Raw genomic sequence first — 20,795 nt, forward strand, 5'->3', positions numbered from 1 at the left:
TAGTTTGGCAGATGTCGCCATAGGGTTTCCTGCGGGAGCGGCCTAATCTGGTGGGATTACGCTTGAGACCGCGCCCATGGACCTGATACTGCTGGCCGTGCCGTTCTTCTTCGTGCTGATCGCCGTGGAGCTGGTGGCCGACCGTGTGCGCGGCCAGCGCAACTTCACCCTGGCCGATTCGATCAACAGCCTGAGCACCGGCGCGCTGTCGACCAGCACCGGGTTGCTGACCAAGGGCGTGGGGTTGGTGACCTATGCCCTGGCCTTCGAATACCTGGCCGTGCTGCGCTTGCCGCCCGATGCCTGGTGGGTGTGGTTGCTGGCCTTCGTCCTGTACGACTTCTGCTACTACTGGCTGCATCGCCTGGGTCACGAGCGCAATGTGCTGTGGGCGGCGCACTCGGTGCATCACCAGAGCGAGGAGTACAACCTGACCACCGCACTGCGCCAGACCAGTAGCGGGTTCATCTTCTCGTGGATCTTCTACCTGCCGCTGGCGCTGCTGGGGGTGCCTCCGCTGGTGTTCGTCACTGTGGCCTCGCTCAACCTGCTGTACCAGTTCTGGGTACATACCCGGCACATTCCCAAGCTCGGTTGGCTTGAGTGGGTGCTGATCACGCCATCCAACCATCGTGTCCACCATGCGCAAAACCCTGTTTACTTGGATCGCAACTACGGCGGCGTGTTCATTCTCTGGGACCGTCTGTTCGGCACCTTCAAGGAGGAAGACCCGGCCGAGCCGGTGGTGTTCGGGGTGACCACGCCGCTGGCCAGCTGGAACCCGCTGTGGGCCAACCTGCAGTTCTATGCCCAGCTCTGGCATGACGCCAGGCGCACCACAAGCCTGTGGGACAAGCTGCGCATCTGGTTCATGCCCACCGGCTGGCGCCCGGCCGATGTGGCTGCGCGCTACCCGCAGGCCAAGCAGGACCTGGCGTTGTTTCGCAAGTTCGAGATTGCCTTGGGCCGTGCGCAACAAGCCTACGTGGCGGCGCAGTTTGTGGTTTATGTGGCCTTGGGCAGCTACTTGATGGACGTGGCCGACCGTGTGCCGGCCGCCGCGCTGGTGCTCGGCTGGTCGCTGATGGCGTTTGGTCTGTTCGTATTGGGGGCGTTGCTGGAAAACCGGCGCTGGGCTGCGCGCCTGGAGCTGGCGCGGCTGCTGTTGAATGCGCCTGCATTGTACCTGGCCGGCGCTTTGGGTTTAACGGCGGTCGCGCCGCTGGCCTGGTTTCTGCTCGTGGCTTACAGCCTGCTCAGCCTCTGGGGCCTGGGCCTGGCCCGCCGCCTTGCGCTCCGCACGCAGGGTGCGGAAGCGCCGGCGCAGCCATAGCAGGCCACCCAGCGCCAGCAGGCCACCGAGCACCCATAGCTCGTAACGCTTCACGTTGCCCAGCAGGCCTTCGAGAATGGCGCCGAAGTGGTAGGCAGCTGCGCCCAAGGCTATTGCCCAGATGGCTGCACCAATGCCGTTCAGCAGCAAGTAGCGGCGCGGCGGGTAGCCCGACAGGCCAATGGCCACCGGCATGACGGTGCGCAGGCCATAAACGAAGCGGAAACTCAGCACCCAGATATCGGGGTGGCGCCGGATGTGGTCCAGCGCCCGGTCACCCATGGCCTGCCAACGCGGCTTGCGCGCCAGGATCCTGCGCCCGTGGCGGCGGCCCATGAAATACCACAGCTGGTCGCCGGCGTAGCTGCCGAAGAAGGCCACCAGGCACACCAGGTTGATGTCCATGTAACCGCGGAACGCAAGGAATCCCGCAAGCACCAGGATGGTCTCGCCTTCGAAAAAGGTGCCTAGAAAAAGGGCGAAGTAGCCGAAATCCTGCAGGAATTGTTGAAGCATTTTCTGAGGTGCTGGCGAAATGAACGCGCAGCCTACCCCTTCGCGCGCGTTCGTGAAAGTGTCCAAATGTGTCTCGACATGAACAATCCCTACTCAGACAATGCCAGAAGCCACGCGCCATGGCTTGCCCTGGTGTGTAACACAGGCGTCATAATGGGCGCTTATCTTGCCGCTCAATTGATGATAGGGCGTTAACGTCCTCAGGAACGCCAGATGAATAACGAAGTGCTCACCCCTGTCGCGATCAAGGATGCCCAGGAGCTCCCAGAAGAGATGGTGCAGACCCCGCCAGACCTGCCGCCTGCGCCCGAGCCGGTAGCGGAGCAGGTGGCCGAGCCTGTGGCCCCGGTGCCTGCCCCCGCGCCCGCCCCGGCGATCGCCGTCCCTGGCCTGGACGACAGCAGCCTGTACATTCATCGCGAACTCTCGCAGCTGCAGTTCAACATCCGCGTGCTGGAACAGGCGCTGGACGAGAGCTACCCGCTGCTCGAACGCCTCAAGTTCCTGTTGATCTTCTCCAGTAACCTCGACGAGTTCTTCGAGATCCGCGTCGCCGGCCTGAAGAAGCAGATCAACTTCGCCCGTGAGCAGGCTGGCGCCGACGGCCTGCAGCCGCACCAGGCGCTGGCGCGCATCAGCGAGCTGGTGCATATCGAGGTAGAGCGCCAGTACGCGATCCTCAACGACGTGCTGTTGCCAGAGCTGGAAAAACACCAGATTCGCTTCATTCGCCGCCGTTACTGGACGCCCAAGCTCAAGACCTGGGTGCGCCGCTATTTCCGCGACGAAATCGCCCCGATCATCACCCCGATCGGCCTCGATCCGACTCACCCGTTCCCGCTGCTGGTGAACAAGAGCCTCAACTTCATCGTCGAGCTTGAAGGTGTCGACGCCTTCGGTCGCGATTCAGGCCTGGCGATCATCCCGGCCCCACGCCTGCTGCCGCGGGTGATCCGCGTGCCGGAGGAGGTGGGTGGCCCAGGCGCCAACTACGTGTTCCTGTCGTCGATGATCCACGCGCACGCCGACGACCTGTTCCAGGGCATGAAGGTGAAGGGCTGCTATCAGTTCCGCCTCACCCGTAACGCCGACCTGGCGCTGGACTCCGAAGAAGTCGACGACCTGGCCCGCGCCCTGCGCGGCGAACTGTTCTCGCGCCGTTACGGCGACGCCGTGCGCCTGGAGGTGGCCGACACCTGCCCGAAACACCTGTCGGACTACCTGCTCAAGCAGTTCAGCCTCAGCGAAAGCGAGCTGTACCAGGTCAATGGCCCGGTCAACCTCACCCGCCTGTTCAGCATCACCGGCCTGGACAGCCACCCGGAGCTGCAATACACGCCGTTCACCCCGGCGATTCCCAAATTGCTGCAGAACGCCGACAACATCTTCAGCGTGATCGGCAAGCAGGACATCCTGCTGATGCACCCGTTCGAGTCCTTCACCCCGGTGATCGACCTGCTGCGCCAGGCCGCCAAGGACCCGCATGTGCTTGCCGTGCGCCAGACCCTGTACCGCTCCGGGGCCAACTCGGAAATCGTCGATGCGCTGGTGGACGCGGCGCGTAACGGCAAGGAGGTCACCGCGGTAATCGAATTGCGCGCGCGCTTCGACGAAGAGTCCAACCTGCAGATGGCCAGCCGCCTGCAAGCGGCCGGTGCGGTGGTGATCTACGGCGTGGTCGGCTTCAAGACCCACGCCAAGATGATGCTGATCCTGCGCCGCGAGCAGGGCGAGATCGTGCGTTATGCGCACCTGGGTACCGGCAACTACCACGCCGGCAACGCCCGCCTGTACACCGACTACAGCCTGCTGACCTCTGACGACGCCCTCACCGAAGACGTCGGCAAGCTGTTCAGCCAGTTGATCGGTATGGGCAAGACCCTGCGCATGAAAAAGCTGCTGCACGCGCCGTTCACCCTGAAGAAGGGCATGCTCGACATGATCGCGCGGGAAACCCAGTTTGCCCTCGAAGGCAAGCCGGCGCACATCATTGCCAAGTTCAACTCGCTGACCGATGCCAAGGTCATCAAGGCACTGTACAAGGCCAGCCAGTCAGGGGTGAAGATCGACCTGGTGGTGCGTGGCATGTGCTGCCTGCGCCCCGGCATTCCGGGGGTGTCGCACAACATCCAGGTGCGCTCGATCATCGGCCGCTTCCTGGAGCACACGCGGGTGTTCTACTTCCTCAATGGCGGCGAAGAGCAGATCTACCTGTCCAGCGCCGACTGGATGGAGCGCAACCTCGACAAGCGTGTGGAGACCTGCTTCCCGGTGGAAGGCAAGAAGCTGTTGCTGCGGGTGAAGAAAGAGCTGGAAGGCTACCTGACCGACAACACCCACGCCTGGACCTTGCAGCCAGACGGGCGTTACGTGCGCAGCACGCCAACCGGCAACCAGAACCCGCGCAGTGCCCAGGCAACCCTGCTGGAGCGCCTGAGCAACCCGGTCCTCAACGTACGCTGAGGACGAAGCCGACCCGGGTCAGCCACTCTGCCTCGTTGGCGAAGTCGGCCTGGGTCAGTTGGTTCTGTTCCAGCCAGCCTTCCGGGAAGGCGACATCGAGGCTGTCATCGGCAGCCTTGAGCTGAACTTTCGGCATCTGCTGGTTGCCACGGATGTGGTGGAACAGGATGGCGAAGCGCAGCAGCACGCACAGGCGTAGCAGCTTGACGCCTTCTTCACCCAGTTCGGCGAACTTGTCCTTGGGGATGTTGCGGCGGTGGCCGCGCACCAGCAGGGCCATCATCTGCTGGTCCTCGCGGGAAAAGCCCGACAGGTCGGAGTGCTCGATCAGGTAGGCGCCGTGCTTGTGGTAGTGGTAGTGGGCGATATCCAGGCCTATTTCGTGCACTTTAGCCGCCCAGCCAAGCAGATCGCGCCAGTTTCCGTCTTTCAGGTCCCAGGCATCGGCCACTTGGTCGAAGGCGTGCAACGCCTTGCGCTCGACGCGCGCGGCCTGGCCTTGGTCCACATGGTAGCGCTCCATCAGCGAGTTCAACGTACGTTCGCGCACGTCTTCATGGTGGTGGCGGCCGAGCAGGTCGAACAGCACCCCTTCGCGCAGTGCGCCGTCGCAGTGGTCCATGCGCTGCAGCTCCAGGGCGTCGAAGATCGCTTCCAGAATCGCCAGGCCCGCCGGGAAGATGGTGCGGCGGTCCGGTTTGACGCCGTCGAAGTCGATCTTGTCGACCTCGCCCAGTTTGAACAGCTTGCGTTTGACCCAGGCCAGGCCTTCAGCGTTGACCTCGCCATTGCCCAGGCCGCCGGCCTTGATGGCGGCGCCGATGGCACGGATGGTGCCGGACGAGCCGATGGCCTCGTCCCAGGTCAGGCGGTGCAGGGCGTGTTCGATGCTCATCAGCTCCAGGCGTGCAGCGGTGTAGGCCTGTGCATAACGCGCCGGGGTGATCTTGCCGTCGCGGAAGTAGCGCTGGGTGAAGCTGACGCAGCCCATCTGCAGGCTTTCGCGCAGCAGCGGTTCGAAGCGCTGGCCGATGATGAATTCGGTACTGCCGCCGCCAATGTCGGCCACCAGGCGTTTGCCAGGGGTGTCGGCCAGGGTGTGCGATACGCCCAGATAGATCAGGCGCGCCTCTTCACGGCCGGAGATGACCTCCACCGGGTGGCCGAGAATGGCCTCGGCGCGCTGGATGAATGCATTACGGTTGCGCGCTTCGCGCAGGGCGTTGGTACCGACGATACGCACGGCGCCGGCCGGCATGCCGTTGATCAGCTGTGCGAAGCGCTTGAGGCATTCGAGGCCCCGTTCCATGGCTTCTTCGCTAAGCAGGCGGTCCTCGCCGATGCCGGCGGCCAGCTGAACCTTCTCGCCCAGCCGCTCGAGAATGCGGATTTCGGTATGGTGGGCCTTGGCCACGACCATATGGAAACTGTTGGAGCCAAGGTCGATGGCAGCGATCAGGGACAGGTTCTTCGCGATGGTATGCGGCATGATCTGGTTGTTCTCGGTCGTTAACCCGGCAATCGTGCCACGATAGCAGGCTGTCGCCAACGCGTGACTCGCAGCCGGTGTGCTGGCCTTGATGCAAGGCAATGTGCCATTCGATTCTATGGCGGCTGTATGACAGTTTCGATTCGCGGCGTCTTGCACAACTATAGTTACACTCAATCGTCCGCAGCTTCCTGTAGACGGCAGGGGCGGCTATGATGGGCAACGTTTTTTATTGCTTACGACCTTGGAGATTTCCATGAGCGACAAAATCAAACACGTCACCGACGCCAGCTTCGACGCCGACGTACTGCAGGCTCAAGGCCCGGTGCTGGTCGACTACTGGGCTGAATGGTGCGGCCCATGCAAGATGATCGCTCCGGTTCTGGACGACATCGCTGCCACCTACGAGGGCAAACTGACCGTCGCCAAGCTGAACATCGACGAGAACCAGGAAACCCCGGCCAAGCACGGCGTGCGTGGTATCCCGACGCTGATGCTGTTCAAGAACGGCAACGTCGAAGCCACCAAGGTTGGCGCTCTGTCCAAATCGCAGCTGGCCGCGTTCCTTGACGCCCACCTGTGATGTGAAAAGGCCCCGCAAATGCGGGGCTTTTCTTTTTCAGAGCACTAGACGCAGAAAAAAGCAAGTGTTACATTCGGCCTCGCACTGCTTTTCCAGTGCCCTCTACACGCCGTCGCCGAAGCATCCCTAATTCGAATCAGTACGCGATCCTGTCGCCATCTAGCGGCGCGGCCTCATTAAGCCAGAAGCTTAATTCTCCCTTCTTACATGATTACGTCACTCCCCTTATGAACCTGACTGAACTCAAGCAAAAGCCGATTACCGATCTTTTGGAAATGGCCGAACAGATGGGCATCGAAAACATGGCCCGTTCGCGCAAACAGGACGTGATTTTCGCCCTGCTGAAGAAGCACGCGAAAAGCGGCGAAGAGATCTCGGGTGACGGCGTGCTGGAGATTCTCCAGGATGGTTTCGGTTTCCTGCGTTCGGCTGATGCGTCCTACCTGGCCGGCCCAGACGATATCTACGTCTCGCCTAGCCAGATCCGCCGTTTCAACCTGCGTACCGGCGACACCATCGTCGGCAAGATCCGCCCACCTAAGGAAGGGGAGCGTTACTTCGCCCTGCTGAAGGTCGACACCATCAACTTCGACCGCCCGGAAAACGCGAAGAACAAGATCCTGTTCGAAAACCTGACGCCGCTGTTCCCGAACAAGCGCCTGAAGATGGAGGCCGGTAACGGCTCCACCGAAGACCTGACCGGTCGCGTCATCGACCTGTGCGCCCCGATCGGCAAAGGCCAGCGTGGCCTGATCGTTGCTCCGCCAAAAGCGGGCAAGACGATCATGCTGCAGAACATCGCGGCCAACATCACCCGTAACAACCCCGAGTGCCACCTGATCGTCCTGCTGATCGACGAGCGCCCGGAAGAAGTGACCGAAATGCAGCGCACCGTGCGCGGCGAAGTGGTTGCCTCCACCTTCGACGAGCCGCCAACCCGCCACGTGCAGGTTGCCGAAATGGTGATCGAAAAGGCCAAGCGCCTGGTCGAGCACAAGAAGGACGTGGTCATCCTGCTGGACTCCATCACCCGTCTGGCGCGTGCCTACAACACCGTGATCCCGAGCTCCGGCAAGGTGCTGACCGGTGGTGTCGACGCCCACGCCCTGGAGAAGCCGAAGCGCTTCTTTGGTGCTGCGCGTAACATCGAGGAAGGCGGCTCGCTGACCATTATCGCCACCGCGCTGGTCGAAACCGGCTCGAAGATGGACGAAGTGATCTACGAAGAGTTCAAGGGCACCGGTAACATGGAGCTGCCACTGGACCGCCGCATCGCCGAGAAGCGCGTGTTCCCGGCCATCAACATCAACCGTTCCGGTACCCGCCGCGAAGAGTTGCTGACCGCCGACGACGAACTGCAGCGCATGTGGATCCTGCGCAAGCTGCTGCACCCGATGGACGAAATCGCCGCCATCGAGTTCCTGGTCGACAAGCTCAAGCAGACCAAGACCAACGACGAGTTCTTCTTGTCGATGAAGCGCAAGTAAGATCGTCGTACCACGCAAAAGCCGGGGAAACCCGGCTTTTTGCTATCTGTACTTTGGCTATTGCGGCCCTATCGGCGCTACACTCTGCACCCCGACCGATACGGCCAACACGAGGCTCATGCATGCAGTATCGCGACTTGCGCGACTTCATCCGTGGCCTGGAGCAGCGCGGCGAACTCAAGCGCATCCAGGTTCCGATTTCCCCCGTTCTGGAAATGACCGAGGTCTGCGACCGCACCTTGCGTGCCAAGGGCCCGGCGTTGCTGTTCGAAAAGCCCACCGGCTTCGACATCCCGGTACTCGGTAACCTGTTCGGTACGCCAGAGCGCGTGGCCATGGGCATGGGCGCCGAGTCGGTCGACGAACTGCGCGAGATCGGCAAGCTGCTGGCGTTCCTCAAGGAACCCGAGCCGCCGAAGGGCCTGAAGGATGCCTGGTCCAAGCTGCCGATCTTCAAGAAGGTCGTGTCGATGGCGCCGAAGGTGGTCAAGGACGCGGTGTGCCAGGAAGTGGTGGTCGAAGGTGACGATGTCGACCTCGGCGCGCTGCCGATCCAGCACTGCTGGCCCGGCGACGTGGCGCCGCTGATCACCTGGGGCCTTACCGTTACCCGTGGCCCGAACAAGGACCGCCAGAACCTGGGCATCTACCGCCAGCAGGTCATTGGCCGCAACAAGGTCATCATGCGCTGGCTCAGCCACCGTGGTGGCGCCCTCGACTACCGCGAGTGGTGCGAGAAAAACCCCGGCCAGCCGTTCCCGGTTGCCGTGGCGCTGGGCGCTGACCCGGCGACCATCCTTGGTGCCGTGACCCCGGTACCGGACACCCTCTCCGAGTACGCCTTCGCTGGCCTGCTGCGCGGTAACCGCACCGAGCTGGTCAAATGCCGTGGCAGCAACCTTCAGGTGCCGGCCACCGCCGAAATCATCCTGGAGGGTGTGATTCACCCGGGCGAAATGGCCCCGGAAGGCCCGTACGGCGACCACACCGGCTACTACAACGAAGTGGACAGCTTCCCGGTGTTCACCGTCGAGCGCATCACTCACCGGCAAAAGCCGATCTACCACAGCACCTACACCGGTCGGCCGCCAGATGAGCCGGCAATCCTCGGTGTGGCGTTGAACGAAGTGTTCGTGCCGATCCTGCAGAAGCAGTTCCCGGAAATCACCGACTTCTACCTGCCACCGGAAGGCTGCTCGTACCGTATGGCGGTGGTGACCATGAAGAAGCAGTACCCAGGCCACGCCAAGCGCGTGATGCTGGGTGTGTGGTCGTTCCTGCGACAGTTCATGTACACCAAGTTCGTTATTGTGACCGATGACGATATCAACGCCCGTGACTGGAACGATGTGATCTGGGCCATTACCACGCGCATGGACCCCAAGCGTGATACGGTGATGATCGACAACACGCCGATCGACTACCTGGACTTCGCGTCGCCGGTATCGGGGCTGGGGTCGAAGATGGGCCTGGACGCCACGCACAAGTGGCCGGGCGAGACTACACGCGAATGGGGACGGGTCATCGTCAAGGACGAAGCCGTCACCCGCCGTATCGATGAGCTGTGGGATCAGTTGGGAATAGATTGATGCAGGTAACGTTGCAGCCGTCCGGGGCGGTGCTGGCGCTCGAACCCGGGGAACGGATCCTGGATGGAGCGCGGCGGCTGGGCTATGACTGCCCGAACAGCTGCCGCAATGGCAATTGCCATGTCTGCGCCGCGTTGTTGGTCGAAGGCCGGGTACGGCAGGACGGCGAAGTCCGCGACCATGGCGAGTTGTTCACCTGCATTGCCGAACCGCTGGAGGACTGTGTGTTGCTCTGGGACGGTGTGCTCGCCCTGGGCGAGCTGCCAGTGCGCAAGCTGGCGTGCAGCGTCAGTGAGTGCGTCGACGTCGGTGGCGACGTGTGGCGGGTGCGTTTGCGCGCGCCAGCCGGCAAGCCACCGCGTTACCACGCCGGGCAGTACCTGATGATCGAGCGCGAGGGCGGCAAGCAGGCGGCCTTCTCGCTGGCCTCCGCGCCTCACGCCGGTCGTGAGCTGGAGCTGCATGTGCTGGCGCGTGAGCCCAGTGCGCTGCAACTGATCGAGCAACTCAAGCGTGACGGTTTGGCGCGCATCGAAATGCCGTTCGGCGACACTCATCTGGCCGAGCTGCCGGATGGGCCGCTGGTGCTGATCGCCGCGGGTACCGGCATGGGCCAGATGCACAGCCTGGTGGAGCATTGCCGGGCCAAGGGCTTCAAGCACCCAGTGCACCTGTACTGGGGCGTGCGCAGGCCCGAAGACTTCTACCAGATCGAGCACTGGGATGAATGGCAGCGTCTGCCCAACCTGTTCCTGCATCAGGTTGTCAGCGACCTGTGCGGCTGGGAAGGCCGTTGCGGCATGTTGCACGAGGCGGTTTGCGAGGACATCGTCGACCTCAACACCGTGCATGTGTATGCCAGTGGTTCCCCAAACATGATCTACGCCACCCTCGACGCCCTGGTCGAAGCCGGCATGGATGCACACCGCATGCGTGCGGATGTGTTTGCCTACGCACCGCGCGGTTAATAACCGAAGTTTGAAAGTGTGGGTATAAGGCGGTAATTGTTACCGCCTTGGCTAATAACTTTCACCGCTGTTGAAACAGTACTCCCCAGTCGTCGGAACCGCGCATGAAACACTGACGCGAGGGCTTGAGTATTCCTGCCGTTCTGGCCTATGGTTACTGCAAGCGCCCTTGGTATAGAGGCCTTGGGCCGCTGCGTAATCGAATCTCGCTACATCCGTAGTTCACGGGGATAATGGCGGCAGCTTATGTCGGCACTTGAAAGTATGTCCTGGGAAGTTTCATATCCTCCGGCACTCGACTTTGGTCAGCAACATACTCACGACCAGTTGTTCAACTCGATGAAGATGACCATGTCGCGCCATCAGGGTGGGCCAGTGTGGTTGTTTGCCTATGGTTCGTTGATCTGGCGGCCGGAGTGCAATTCGGTAGAACGCCAGCGCGCGCGGGTGCACGGTTACCATCGGGGCTTGTACCTGTGGTCGCACGAACACCGCGGTACCCCGGAAACTCCCGGGCTGGTGTTTGGCCTGGACCGTGGCGGTTCCTGTAGCGGCTTTGCCTACCGGCTGGATGAAAGCAACCTGGACGAGTCGCTGATGGCCCTGTGGCAGCGCGAGATGCCGTACCCGGCGTACCGACCGCACTGGCTCACCTGCCGGCTGGGCGATGGTAGCAAGGTGCAGGCTTTAGGCTTTGTGCTGGAGCGGCATTTGCCGTGCTATGCGGGAAACTTGCCAGATACCTTGCTCAGCCAGATTCTGGCCAGTGCCAAGGGGCGTTACGGCACAACGCGGGACTACGTGGAGCAGACGTTGAATGCCTTGCGCAGCCACCAGATGCCCGATCGTAACCTGGAGGCGCGGTTCCGACGCTGTCATAACCTGCGGGAAGTCTGAGCTTTTGGGGCCGCTGTGCGGCCCCAGAATAATCAGTGCATCTGCACCACCAACTTACCCACAGCCTGCCGCTGCCCCAACTTCTCGATGGCAGCCCCAGCCTCAGCCAGTGGATAAGTCTGCGACACCAGCGGTTTCAACTTGCCCTCGGCATGCCAGGCAAACAGCTGCTTGAAGTTAGCCGTATTGTCTTCCGGCTGGCGCTGTGCAAACGCCCCCCAGAACACCCCCAGCACTGCCGCGCCCTTGAGCAACACCAGGTTGGCCGCTAACTGCGGGATGGTCCCGCTGGCAAAGCCCACCACCAGCAGCCGGCCATTCCAGGCTAGCCCGCGCACGGCCTGCTCGAACAGCTCACCACCGACCGGGTCGTAGATGACATCCACACCCTGGCCACCGGTCAGCCGCTTGATCTCGTCGCGCAGGCTGGCCTGGCTATAGTCGATCAGCTCATCCGCCCCGGCCGCCTTGGCCACGGCCAGTTTCTCGGCACTGCTGGCCGCCGCGATCACCCGTGCACCCATGGCCTTGCCGATTTCCACTGCCGCCAGCCCAACACCGCCGGAAGCGCCCAACACCAGCAGGGTTTCACCTGCTTGCAGTTGGCCACGCTGGCGCAGGGCGTGCATGGAGGTGCCGTAGGTCATGCCGAATGCCGCAGCGGTGGTGAAGTCCATGCTCGCCGGGATCGGCAGTACGTTGTAGAACGGCACCGCCACCTGTTCGGCGAACGCGCCCCAGCCGGTCAGCGCCATGACCCGGTCACCCACCTTGAACGCACCGGCCTTTTCTCCGACCGCAGCCACCACGCCCGCTGCTTCGCCACCCGGCGAGAATGGCAGCGGCGGCTGGAACTGGTACTTGCCTTCGATGATCAGGGTGTCGGGGAAGTTGACCCCGGCGGCCTGCACATCCAGCAGGATCTCGTTCTTCTTCGGCAGCGGGCTGGCCACGTCTTCCAGCACCAGGTTGCGCGCCGGGCCCAGGGTTTTGCACAACACAGCTTTCATCGGGGCTATTCCTTTGCGGGTAGTGGCCGATAAGTGTAGGAGGGCCACCTGCCGGGTCAACGAGCATGGCCCGCCCTGATGTGCAGGCATAAGTGCCGGCATAAGCCCGGGCTTGGGTTTGAGCGGTGTGCTGGGTAAGCTGGCGCCAACTGTATTGAGGAGCGAATTCGTGAAAGCGTGGATCTTGATGGTATTGGCGCTGCTGCTGCCGGCTGCGGCCATGGCCGAAGAAGCCAAGGAAGGGGCGCCCAAGGTCGCCTACATCAGCCTGAGCCCGCCCTTTGTCGGCAACTATGCCCTCGACGGCGGCCCACGGCTGCGTGTGTACAAGGCCGATGTGGCCCTACGCGTGACGGGCGATGAAGCCGCCAAGGCGGTGCAGCACCATGAACCGCTGATCCGCAACCAGCTGGTGGCACTGTTCACCCAGCAGACGGTGGACAGCATGAGCAACGTCGAAGCCAAGGAACACCTGCGCCAGGAGGCGCTGAAGCAGGTGCAGCAGGTGCTGGAAGCAGAAGAGGGCAAGCCGATTGTTGAAGACTTGCTGTTCAACAACCTGATCGTGCAGTGATCAATTGTGGGAGCGGGCGTGTCCGCTCCCACAGATGCCTCCACGGTGCCTGCGTTATCAGGACGCCAGGCTCCGACGAAACCGCGCCAGCGCCACGCTGAAGAACACCAGGCCGATCAGGCCCAGCGCCAGGATATCCGGCCATACCACCGCCCAGCCTGCATCCCGGAACAGGATCGCAGCCCCCAGGCTGACGAAGTGCGTCGACGGCGAGCCCTGCATCACCCACTGTAACCACTGCGGCATGCTGTCCAGCGGTGTGCTGCCGCCTGACAGCAACAGCATCGGGATGATCACCGGGATCGCCAGCAGGCCGAACTGCGGTGTCGAGCGCGCCAGGGTGGCGAGGAAGATGCCCAGCGCGGTACTGGCGAACAGGTACAGCGCCGTCACGGCCAGGAACAGCCCCATCGAGCCGGACAACGGCACGCCCAGCGCACCTTTCACCACCACCACCAGCGAAATCCACGTGCAGATCACCACTACCAGCGCGTTGCTGCCAATCTTCGCCAGCATGATTTCCAGTGCCGTCAGCGGCAGCACCAGCAGGTGGTCGAGGGTGCCGTGCTCACGCTCACGCAGCAGCGCGGTGCCGGTGAGGATGATCGCCAGAATGGTGATGTTGTTGACGATCTGGATCACCGCCAGAAACCAACCGCCCTCCAGGTTGGGGTTGAACAGCGCTTTGGGGTTGATCAGCACTGGGCTTTGCACATTGCCGCGTTGACTGTAGTCGAGCAGTTCACGCTCGAAGATGCGGCCGATATAGCCAGCGCCCATGAACGCCTGGCTCATGGCCGTGGCATCGACATTGATCTGCAACTCCGGCGAACGCCCGGCCAACAGGTCGCTCTGGAAATTCACCGGCACATTGATCACGAAGGTGTACTGGCCGCTGTCCATGGCCTGGTCCAGGTGCTCCGGTGCCAGCGGCACGGCGGGCTGGAACTCCGGCGGTTGCAAGGCTTCGCTGAGCTTGCGTGAGAGCAGGCTGTGGTCTTCGTCCACCACCGCGACGCTGGCGTTGTGCACGCCAATCACCGAGCCGGCTGCCGGCATGTAGATCGCCACGCTGAAGGCATACAGCAGGAACAGCAGCAGGACGCTGTCGTGGCGCAGGCTGGTCAGTTCTTTCAGGCCCAGGCGCAGGGTGTGGTTCAGGCGCGACATGTCAGGCCTCCTGCTTCTTCAGCATGGCCAGGCTCAGGCCGGTGAACGCGGCAAAGAAGCCCAGCAGGATCAGGCACTGCGGCCACAGTTCGCGCAGGCCCAGTGCCTTGGTGAAGGTGCCGACCGCGATATCGAGGAAATAGCCCGCCGGGAACAGCTGGCCCATCACCGCCGCTGCGCCGTCCAGCGACGAGCGTGGCACGATCAGCCCGGAAAACTGGATCGTTGGCAGGCTGGTGATGATCATGGTGCCCAGGATGGCCGCGATCTGGGTGCGGGTGAACGCCGAGATCAGCAGGCCCAGGCTGGTGGTGGCCAGCAGGTAGGCCACACCCCCGCAGGCCAGGGCCAGCACGCTGCCCTTGAGCGGCACGGCGAACAGCCAGCGGTTCATCGCCACCAGCAGCGCCAGGTTGACCAGGCTCACGGCAAGGTAGGGCATCTGCTTGCCCAGCAGGAACTCCAGGCGCGTGAGGGGGGTGGCATAGAAGTTGGTGATGGAGCCCAGCTCTTTCTCGCGGACGATGCCCAGCGCAGTAAGCATGGCCGGGATGAAGGCCAGGATCAGTGCCATCACGCCCGGGCCGATGGCATTCACGCTGACCACGTCCTGGTTGTAGCGAAAACGCGTTTCCAGACGCACCAGGTCCTGCCGCGCCTGCGGCTGTGGGCTGGCCCTTGCCAATTGCTCCAGGTTGGCCTGGTGCACGGCTTCCACGTAGTTGCGGCTGGTTTCTGCACGGAAAGGCATGCCGCCGTCGAGCCAGGCTGCCACCACCGGCTGGCGTCCGGCATACAGGTCACGCCCAAAACCGGGAGGAATCTCCAGCGCCAGTTTGATTTCCGAGCGTTGCAGGCGCTGGTGCATTTCGCGGCTGTCGCGGATCGGCGCCTGCTCGGCGAAATACCGTGAGCCACGGAAGGCCTCAAGGTAGGCCCGGCTTTGCGGGCTCTGGTCCTGGTCGTGTACAGCAAAGGCAAGGTTTTCCACATCCAGCGAAATGCCGTAGCCGAAGATCACCATCATGAACAGCGCACCCAGCAGGGCGAAGGCCAGGCGTACCTTGTCGCGCAGCAGCTCCTTGCCCTCGCGGCTGGCCACCGCCAGCAGGCGGCGCAGGCTGAAGCCCCGGCGCAGCGGCGGCGCGGCCGTGGCGGTCTGCTCCAGCACAGCGTTGTCCGTGGCTTGTGGTGCCAGCGCCTGGGCTTGCTCCAGGCAGCGCACGAATGCGTCCTCCAGGGTGTCGCCGTGGTACTGGCGCTGCAAGGCATCCGGTGTGTCGCAGGCCAGTACCCGCCCGGCATGCATCAGCGAGATGCGGTCGCAGCGCTGGGCTTCGTTCATGAAGTGAGTGGAAAGGAAAATGGTCACGCCCTGCTCGCGGGACAGTTCTACCAGCAGGCGCCAGAAGTCGTCGCGGGCGGCCGGGTCGACGCCAGAGGTCGGTTCGTCGAGGATCAACACTTCCGGGCGGTGCAGCACCGCCACCGCCAACGACAGGCGCTGACGCAGGCCAAGCGGCAGGGCGCCGGACGGCTGGTCGGCGATAGCGGCGAGGTCGAAGCGCTCTATCAATTCGTCGATGCGCTGGGCGCTTTCGGCCTTGGGCAGGTCGAACAGGCGGGCATGCAAGGCCAGGTTTTGCCGGGTACTGAGCTCACCATACAGCGAGAAGCTCTGCGACATGAAACCGACCCGCTTGCGCGTGGCCAGGTCGCTGGCGTCCACCGGGCGCCCCAGCAGGCTGGCGCTGCCCTCGCTGGCCGGCATCAGGCCGGTGAGCACTTTCATGGTGGTTGTCTTGCCGCAGCCGTTGGAGCCGAGGAAGCCGAAGATCTCCCCACGGCCGATGGCGAAGCTGACCTTGTTCACGGCTGTGAAGTCGCCAAAGCGCAGGGTCAGGTCGTGGGCTTCAATGGCGATCTGGCCGTCCTTGGCCTCACGCGGCGGGATGGTCAGGGGTTGATGCTGCGCCTTGCCTGCGCCCTGGTAGTGGGTGAAGGCGTCGTCCAGCTTGCCACTGGGGGTGGCTGCGGCCAGCTCATGACTGGGGCCTGCGGCCAGCAGGCGGCCGCCATCGAGCATCAGGCAATGCTCGAATTGTTCGGCTTCTTCCATGTAGGCGGTGGCCACCAACAGTGTCAATTGGGGGCGTTGTGCGCGTACCTGTTCGACCAGCTCCCAGAAGCGCCGCCGCGACAACGGGTCTACGCCAGTGGTCGGCTCGTCGAGGATCAGCAGGTCCGGCTCGTGGATCAACGCGCAGCACAGGCCCAGCTTCTGCTTCATGCCGCCTGACAGCTTGCCGGCCGGCCGCTCGGCAAAGCGCTGCAGGTCGGTGGCTTGCAGCAGGTTGGCCATACGCTGCTCGCACTCGCGCCGGCCCAGCCCGAACAGGGTGGCGAAAAAGCGGATGTTCTCGCTGATCGACAGTTCCGGGTACAGGTTGTTGCCCAGCCCCTGCGGCATGAACGCCACCTTCGGGTACAGCGCCGCCCGATGACGGCGCTGGCGGATCGAGCCGCCCAGCACCTGCAGCTCGCCCTGTTGCAGGCGCTTCACGCCGGCGATCAGCCCAAGGAGGGTCGATTTGCCCGCGCCGTCAGGGCCGATCAGTGCGCAGCGGGTACCGGCAGGCAGGCTGAAACCCAGTGTATGCAGGGCCGTCAGGTCGTCGTAGCGGTGGCTGATACCCTCGGCCAGCAGTGCCGGGGCGTTCATTGCAGGTTGGCCGGCCAGTCCACCTCAGCCGTGCGCACGTAGCCGGCGCCAGGCATGCCCGGTTTGGCCTGCGGCACGGTGCCCGGATCGGTCAGGCGCAGTTTTACCCGAAACACCAGCTTCTGCCGCTCGTCGCGGGTTTCCACCTGTTTGGGGGTGAACTGGGCCTTGGCCGCAACGAAAGCCACTTTCGCCGCAAGGGCGCGCTCGGGCAGGGCGTCGAGCACGATCCGCGCCTGGTCGCCTACCGTCAGCCGGCCGCTGGTGGAAGCCGGGAGGTAGAGGTTCATGTACTGGTCGCTGGGGTCGATCAGCATCAGCACGCGGCCGCCAGCACCCAGCACTTCACCGGGCTCGGCCAGGCGCAACTGGATAATGCCGGCGATGGGCGCACGCAGGCTGCTGTCGTCGATTTCGCTGGTGAGCTGGGCCACCTGGGCTTCGGCTGCGCCGATGGCGGCCTTGATCGCTGCCAGCTGGGCGCGGGCCGCGACCACGGCCGAGTTGGCCGTGTCGAAGCGCGCCTGCTGTTGGTCGAGCAACTGCTGGCTGGCGTACTTGCGCTGGAAAATTTCGCGCACGCGCTTGAGTTCCTGGCTGGCCAGCAGCAATTCGCTCTGGCGCAACTGTACGGACGCTTGGGCCGCTGCGTAGTTTTCCCGGGCGCGCAGCACTTCGGCTTCGGCCTGGCTGCGCTGGGCTTCCATGGTGCGGGTGTCGATACGTGCCAGCAACTGGCCGCGGGCGACCTTGTCGCCTTCGTCGACCAGCACTTCGGCCAGGCGACCGGGGATTTTGCTGGCGATCTGCACTTCGGTGGCCTCCAGGCGGCCATTTCCCATGCTCAGCCCTTCGGGCAACTGGTCGTGGAGCGATTTCCAGTACCCCAGACCACCAGCTGTTGCCAGCAGGGCGATCAGTGCGGTGGCGAAGATTCTGGGGGCATATCGGTTCATCGTTCTGCATCCTTGCGGTCATGCACAGCACATCATGGCGCGCGGCCCTGTATGGCGTGTTGATATCGGTCAAACCCTTGACCTTAGCTGCACATTCAACGCAACGCGACAATCACCGCCCATTGTTCGGGTGTTACCGGCATCACCGACAGGCGGCTGCCTTTTTGCACCAGCGGCAACTCGGCCAGGCCGGCTTGTTGTTTCAGCCAGCCCAACTCCAGCACCCGAGGCAGGGTTTGCACATGGGCCACATCCACCGCGCTCCACGGGTTTTTCTCGGGCGTGGCCTTGGCATCGTAATAGTGGCTTTGCGGGTCCAGCGCGGTCGGGTCGGGGTATGCTGCGCGGGTGATCCTGGCAATGCCGGCGATGCCCGGTTGCGGGCAGCTGGAGTGGTAGAAGAAAAATTCGTCACCCACGCTCATGGCCCGCAGGAAATTACGCGCCTGATAGTTGCGCACGCCGTCCCAGCGCGCTTCGCCCAAGCGGCCGAGGGCTTCGATGGAGAGCTCGTCGGGCTCGGATTTCATCAGCCAATAGGCCATGGATGTCGCTCCTGAAAAGGTTTGAAATAACCTGTTGCACGAAACCGACAGCCGGTTGGCGTCAAGGTTTGCGTGCGGACGCAGGTTGTCGGAAAATGCGCCCCGTTTAAAGCGCTATGCGCTGGCGATTCCCAGAAAATCGCCGCGCACTGAACAGTTTGCCTGGGGGGCATTCTTCGATGAATCAACGTAAAAAGCCGGATCTGCTGTGGATCCTGGTGTTCATTTTTGGCCTGGGTGTGGTCACTACCGGTTATGCGCAAGGGTTCTGGGAGCGCAAGCTGGACAACGCCTACCAGATGCCGGTCGACGCCAGCCAGCCACCACAACGTTGATGCCCTCGCTGGCGCCGCTCAACGCGGCGCCAGGTACCAGCCACGGTCCGAGACCGTCCCCTGCAGCGGTACATCCCAACTGGCCTGCGCCAGCCGCTCGACCTTCTGGCATTCATGCGCCAGCCCCAGCAGCAAAGGCTTCTTCCAGGTTTTGCGACGCCCCTGGTAGGCCAGGCTGCGATCATAAAAGCCGCCACCCATGCCCAGGCGCCCGCCCACTTCGTCGAAACCGACCAGCGGCAGCAGGATCAGGTCCAGCGCCCAGATCGGCCGTTGGCGCTTGCGGTCGGTGACCGGTTCGGGAATACGAAAGCGGTTGGGCCTGAGCTTTTCGCCCTGCTCGAAACGCTGGAACACCATGCGTGTACGTGGCCAGGCGTGCAGCACCGGCAGGTAGGTGTGCTTGCCGCGGCGTTGAGCTTCCCGCAGCAGCAGGCCGGGGTCGATTTCGCCGTCGTTGGGCAAATACAAGGCAATGTGCCGGGCGCGGCGGAACAGCGGGTGTTGCGCCAGTTGGCGGTACAGGCCGAGGGTGGCCTGGCGTTGCTGGGCAGGGGTAAGGGCGCGGCGGGCGTTGCGAAGCAGGCGACGGAGCTGGGGGCGGGTGAGCGGCGCGGTGTCGGTCATGGCACGGGCGATCCCAGAAGTGATGGCCGACATTGTTGGCCAAAACGAATTGCCCGCCAGAAGGGGCGGGCAAGAAAATTCAGGCTCCCCGATAAGACCGCTATCGGTGTAGCCCTTGAACCCGAAAGTTCAAGGTGGAGATTGCAGGGGGCGTTAAGGCTTTCCGTCGGGCGGACATGCACACCGGCCCCAGCGTGCAACCCCCGTGGTTGTGCGTATCGGCTCAGGGACATAACCGACTGGCGCATCCCCCAGGGAGTGGCGCCAGTATACCAATGTCAGCCGATTTTGGTACCCGTGTCGTCGGACAGCGCCTGATCGACCCGCTCCAGCAGGTCGCGTACCTGTTCGCGGGTGGTGCCGCCGGCCGGCGCTTCATTGCGGTCTTCCTGGCGGTGCAGCATCTCGTGGGTAATGTTCAAGGCCGCCATCACCGCGATACGGTCGGCGCCAATCACCTTGCCGCTGCTGCGGATCTCGCGCATTTTGCCGTCCAGGTAGCGGGCGGCGCTGACCAGGTTGTTGCGCTCTTCCGGCGGGCAGATGATCGAGTATTCCTTGTCGAGGATCTGCACGGTGACGCTATTGCTTGAACTCATGAGTCTTGCTCCAGAGCCTTGAGGCGTAAAATCATCGACTCGACTTTGCGCTTGGCGATCTCGTTCTTTTCGATGAGGTGGGCGCGCTCTTCGCGCCAGGATTTCTCCTGCGCTACTAGGAGTGCATTTTGCCGTTTTAGTTGCTCGACGCGTTCGATCAGCAACTCGAATCGGCTCATCAGTGCCTGCAGGTCGTTCTCTTGCGTGGGTTGCACTCGATTCGCTCCGTCGTTGAGTCACCTGGCGATGATGCCTCTCCCTGGGCGGCGACGGCCAGTGCCGATGGTCTTGGCGCGCCTGCCGGTGCTAGGATACAAGGTCTCCATTCTAGTCATTGCGCCGTCTGGCGCCTAGCTGCCCATGCCCAATACCCAATCGCCCTACATCGCCTTCGCCATGCTGCTTTCGAGCAATGGCCACCCTGTTACCCCGGCCGAGCTGCACGGCCTGCTGATCGGCCGCAGCTGCGCCGGTGCCGGCTTTGACGCCGACGGCTGGCTGGCAGATGCCGCCCAGCTGCTGGAAACCGAGCCCGGTGATACCGTGCGCAATGCCCTGGTCGGCCTGCAGGAAATGGTCAAGGGCGAGCTCACCAGCGACGACATGGCCATTGTCCTGCTGTTGCCTTCCGACGACGCCGCACTGGGCGACCGCGCCACCGCACTGGGCCAGTGGTGCCAGGGCTTCATCACCGGTTTTGGCCTGAATGCCGGTGGCAAGGACCTGTCCGACGAAGCCAAGGACGTGCTGCAGGACCTGGTGGCCATTTCCCAGGTGCAGGAAGCGCTCGAAGAGTCCGAAGATGGCGAGAGCGACTACATGGAAGTCATGGAATACCTGCGCGTGGCACCGCTGTTGCTGTTCTCCGAGCTGGCCAAGCCGGCCGCACCCGCGCCCAAGCCATCGCTGCACTGATCAACCGGGGGTAGTCT

The 20,795-nt window shown here is 63.2% G+C and carries 19 protein-coding genes, 1 other RNA gene and 1 pseudogene; 10 read left to right on the forward strand and 11 right to left on the reverse strand.

Going from position 1 to position 20,795, the window contains the following annotated elements; translation table 11 throughout:
- Positions 1-76: 76 nt before the first annotated feature.
- Positions 77-703, forward strand: a pseudogene (locus tag FHW75_RS26715) (sterol desaturase family protein); the annotation flags it as partial.
- A gap of 501 nt (positions 704-1,204) precedes the next feature.
- On the opposite strand, the gene FHW75_RS01430 reads toward FHW75_RS26715, so the two are convergent.
- Positions 1,205-1,849, reverse strand: coding sequence for a DedA family protein (locus tag FHW75_RS01430; RefSeq protein ID WP_161751315.1), 645 nt, complete (start codon positions 1,847-1,849; stop codon positions 1,205-1,207).
- Between the two features lie 213 nt (positions 1,850-2,062).
- On the opposite strand from FHW75_RS01430, the gene ppk1 reads away from it, so the two are divergent.
- Positions 2,063-4,312 carry a polyphosphate kinase 1 gene (gene ppk1 / locus FHW75_RS01435; protein WP_016712624.1) on the forward strand — a complete coding sequence of 750 codons (2,250 nt, stop codon included), beginning with the start codon at positions 2,063-2,065 and terminating at the stop codon, positions 4,310-4,312.
- On the opposite strand, the gene ppx is transcribed toward ppk1, so the two are convergent.
- Positions 4,299-5,801: an exopolyphosphatase gene (ppx, locus tag FHW75_RS01440; protein WP_016712623.1), complete on the reverse strand. Its 1,503-nt coding sequence runs from the start codon at positions 5,799-5,801 to the stop codon at positions 4,299-4,301. The two genes, ppk1 and ppx, sit on opposite strands and share 14 nt — an antisense overlap.
- A 256-nt stretch (positions 5,802-6,057) precedes the next feature.
- On the opposite strand from ppx, the gene trxA reads away from it, so the two are divergent.
- The 5 genes from trxA to FHW75_RS01465 all read left to right on the forward strand — a co-directional run bounded on the left by trxA (position 6,058) and on the right by FHW75_RS01465 (position 11,325).
- Positions 6,058-6,384: a thioredoxin TrxA gene (gene trxA / locus FHW75_RS01445; protein ID WP_016712622.1), complete on the forward strand. Its 327-nt coding sequence runs from the start codon at positions 6,058-6,060 to the stop codon at positions 6,382-6,384.
- Positions 6,385-6,611: 227 nt separating this feature from the next.
- A complete protein-coding gene (gene rho, locus FHW75_RS01450; RefSeq protein WP_003253661.1) occupies positions 6,612-7,871 on the forward strand; it encodes a transcription termination factor Rho in 1,260 nt (419 codons plus the stop codon).
- 122 nt (positions 7,872-7,993) lie between these two features.
- Positions 7,994-9,460, forward strand: a complete 1,467-nt coding sequence (gene ubiD / locus FHW75_RS01455; RefSeq protein WP_016489755.1) for a 4-hydroxy-3-polyprenylbenzoate decarboxylase — start codon at positions 7,994-7,996, stop codon at positions 9,458-9,460.
- The gene (locus FHW75_RS01460; protein ID WP_019096506.1) at positions 9,460-10,428 is read left to right on the forward strand and encodes a CDP-6-deoxy-delta-3,4-glucoseen reductase; all 969 of its coding nucleotides are present in this window, start codon (positions 9,460-9,462) and stop codon (positions 10,426-10,428) included. Before ubiD ends, FHW75_RS01460 begins: the two co-directional genes overlap by 1 nt.
- A 246-nt stretch (positions 10,429-10,674) precedes the next feature.
- Entirely contained in the window at positions 10,675-11,325 is a 651-nt protein-coding gene (locus FHW75_RS01465) for a gamma-glutamylcyclotransferase (RefSeq protein WP_027609986.1), read from the forward strand.
- 32 nt (positions 11,326-11,357) lie between these two features.
- Here the strand turns inward: FHW75_RS01465 and FHW75_RS01470 are convergent, their stop codons facing one another.
- On the reverse strand, positions 11,358-12,335 hold the full coding sequence (locus FHW75_RS01470; protein ID WP_016712619.1) for an NADPH:quinone oxidoreductase family protein: 978 nt from the start codon (positions 12,333-12,335) through the stop codon (positions 11,358-11,360).
- Between the two features lie 169 nt (positions 12,336-12,504).
- Here FHW75_RS01470 and FHW75_RS01475 point away from each other — a divergent pair, with 169 nt between their 5' ends.
- Positions 12,505-12,909 (forward strand): flagellar basal body-associated protein FliL, encoded by a 405-nt coding sequence (locus tag FHW75_RS01475; protein ID WP_016712618.1) that lies wholly within the window; start codon positions 12,505-12,507, stop codon positions 12,907-12,909.
- 57 nt (positions 12,910-12,966) lie between these two features.
- Here the strand turns inward: FHW75_RS01475 and FHW75_RS01480 are convergent, their stop codons facing one another.
- From FHW75_RS01480 to FHW75_RS01495, 4 genes are all read right to left on the reverse strand, one after another.
- Complete coding sequence (locus FHW75_RS01480) at positions 12,967-14,079, reverse strand: ABC transporter permease (protein ID WP_019096508.1); 1,113 nt, start codon at positions 14,077-14,079, stop codon at positions 12,967-12,969.
- A 1-nt stretch (position 14,080) separates the two neighbouring features.
- Entirely contained in the window at positions 14,081-16,801 is a 2,721-nt protein-coding gene (rbbA, locus tag FHW75_RS01485; RefSeq protein ID WP_025752138.1) for a ribosome-associated ATPase/putative transporter RbbA, read from the reverse strand.
- The gene (locus FHW75_RS01490) at positions 16,798-17,757 is read right to left on the reverse strand and encodes an HlyD family secretion protein (protein ID WP_019098109.1); all 960 of its coding nucleotides are present in this window, start codon (positions 17,755-17,757) and stop codon (positions 16,798-16,800) included. Before FHW75_RS01490 ends, rbbA begins: the two co-directional genes overlap by 4 nt.
- 95 nt (positions 17,758-17,852) lie before the next feature.
- Positions 17,853-18,302 carry an EVE domain-containing protein gene (locus FHW75_RS01495; protein ID WP_025752145.1) on the reverse strand — a complete coding sequence of 150 codons (450 nt, stop codon included), beginning with the start codon at positions 18,300-18,302 and terminating at the stop codon, positions 17,853-17,855.
- Between the two features lie 179 nt (positions 18,303-18,481).
- Between FHW75_RS01495 and FHW75_RS01500 the strand changes: the two genes are divergently transcribed.
- On the forward strand, positions 18,482-18,637 hold the full coding sequence (locus FHW75_RS01500) for a hypothetical protein (RefSeq protein ID WP_019098108.1): 156 nt from the start codon (positions 18,482-18,484) through the stop codon (positions 18,635-18,637).
- Between the two features lie 18 nt (positions 18,638-18,655).
- Here the strand turns inward: FHW75_RS01500 and FHW75_RS01505 are convergent, their stop codons facing one another.
- The 4 genes from FHW75_RS01505 to FHW75_RS01520 all read right to left on the reverse strand — a co-directional run bounded on the left by FHW75_RS01505 (position 18,656) and on the right by FHW75_RS01520 (position 20,042).
- The gene (locus FHW75_RS01505; RefSeq protein WP_025752146.1) at positions 18,656-19,264 is read right to left on the reverse strand and encodes a 5-formyltetrahydrofolate cyclo-ligase; all 609 of its coding nucleotides are present in this window, start codon (positions 19,262-19,264) and stop codon (positions 18,656-18,658) included.
- A gap of 81 nt (positions 19,265-19,345) precedes the next feature.
- Positions 19,346-19,525, reverse strand: a non-coding RNA gene (gene ssrS / locus FHW75_RS01510) — 6S RNA.
- Between the two features lie 17 nt (positions 19,526-19,542).
- Positions 19,543-19,863 carry a cell division protein ZapA gene (locus FHW75_RS01515; protein ID WP_019098106.1) on the reverse strand — a complete coding sequence of 107 codons (321 nt, stop codon included), beginning with the start codon at positions 19,861-19,863 and terminating at the stop codon, positions 19,543-19,545.
- Entirely contained in the window at positions 19,860-20,042 is a 183-nt protein-coding gene (locus FHW75_RS01520; RefSeq protein ID WP_029886233.1) for a TIGR02449 family protein, read from the reverse strand. Before FHW75_RS01520 ends, FHW75_RS01515 begins: the two co-directional genes overlap by 4 nt.
- A gap of 181 nt (positions 20,043-20,223) precedes the next feature.
- On the opposite strand from FHW75_RS01520, the gene FHW75_RS01525 reads away from it, so the two are divergent.
- On the forward strand, positions 20,224-20,778 hold the full coding sequence (locus tag FHW75_RS01525) for a YecA family protein (protein ID WP_019098105.1): 555 nt from the start codon (positions 20,224-20,226) through the stop codon (positions 20,776-20,778).
- Positions 20,779-20,795: the final 17 nt, after the last annotated feature.

The sequence above is a fragment of the Pseudomonas sp. OG7 genome (assembly GCF_014192825.1).
GTDB classification, from domain to species: Bacteria; Pseudomonadota; Gammaproteobacteria; order Pseudomonadales; family Pseudomonadaceae; genus Aquipseudomonas; species Aquipseudomonas monteilii.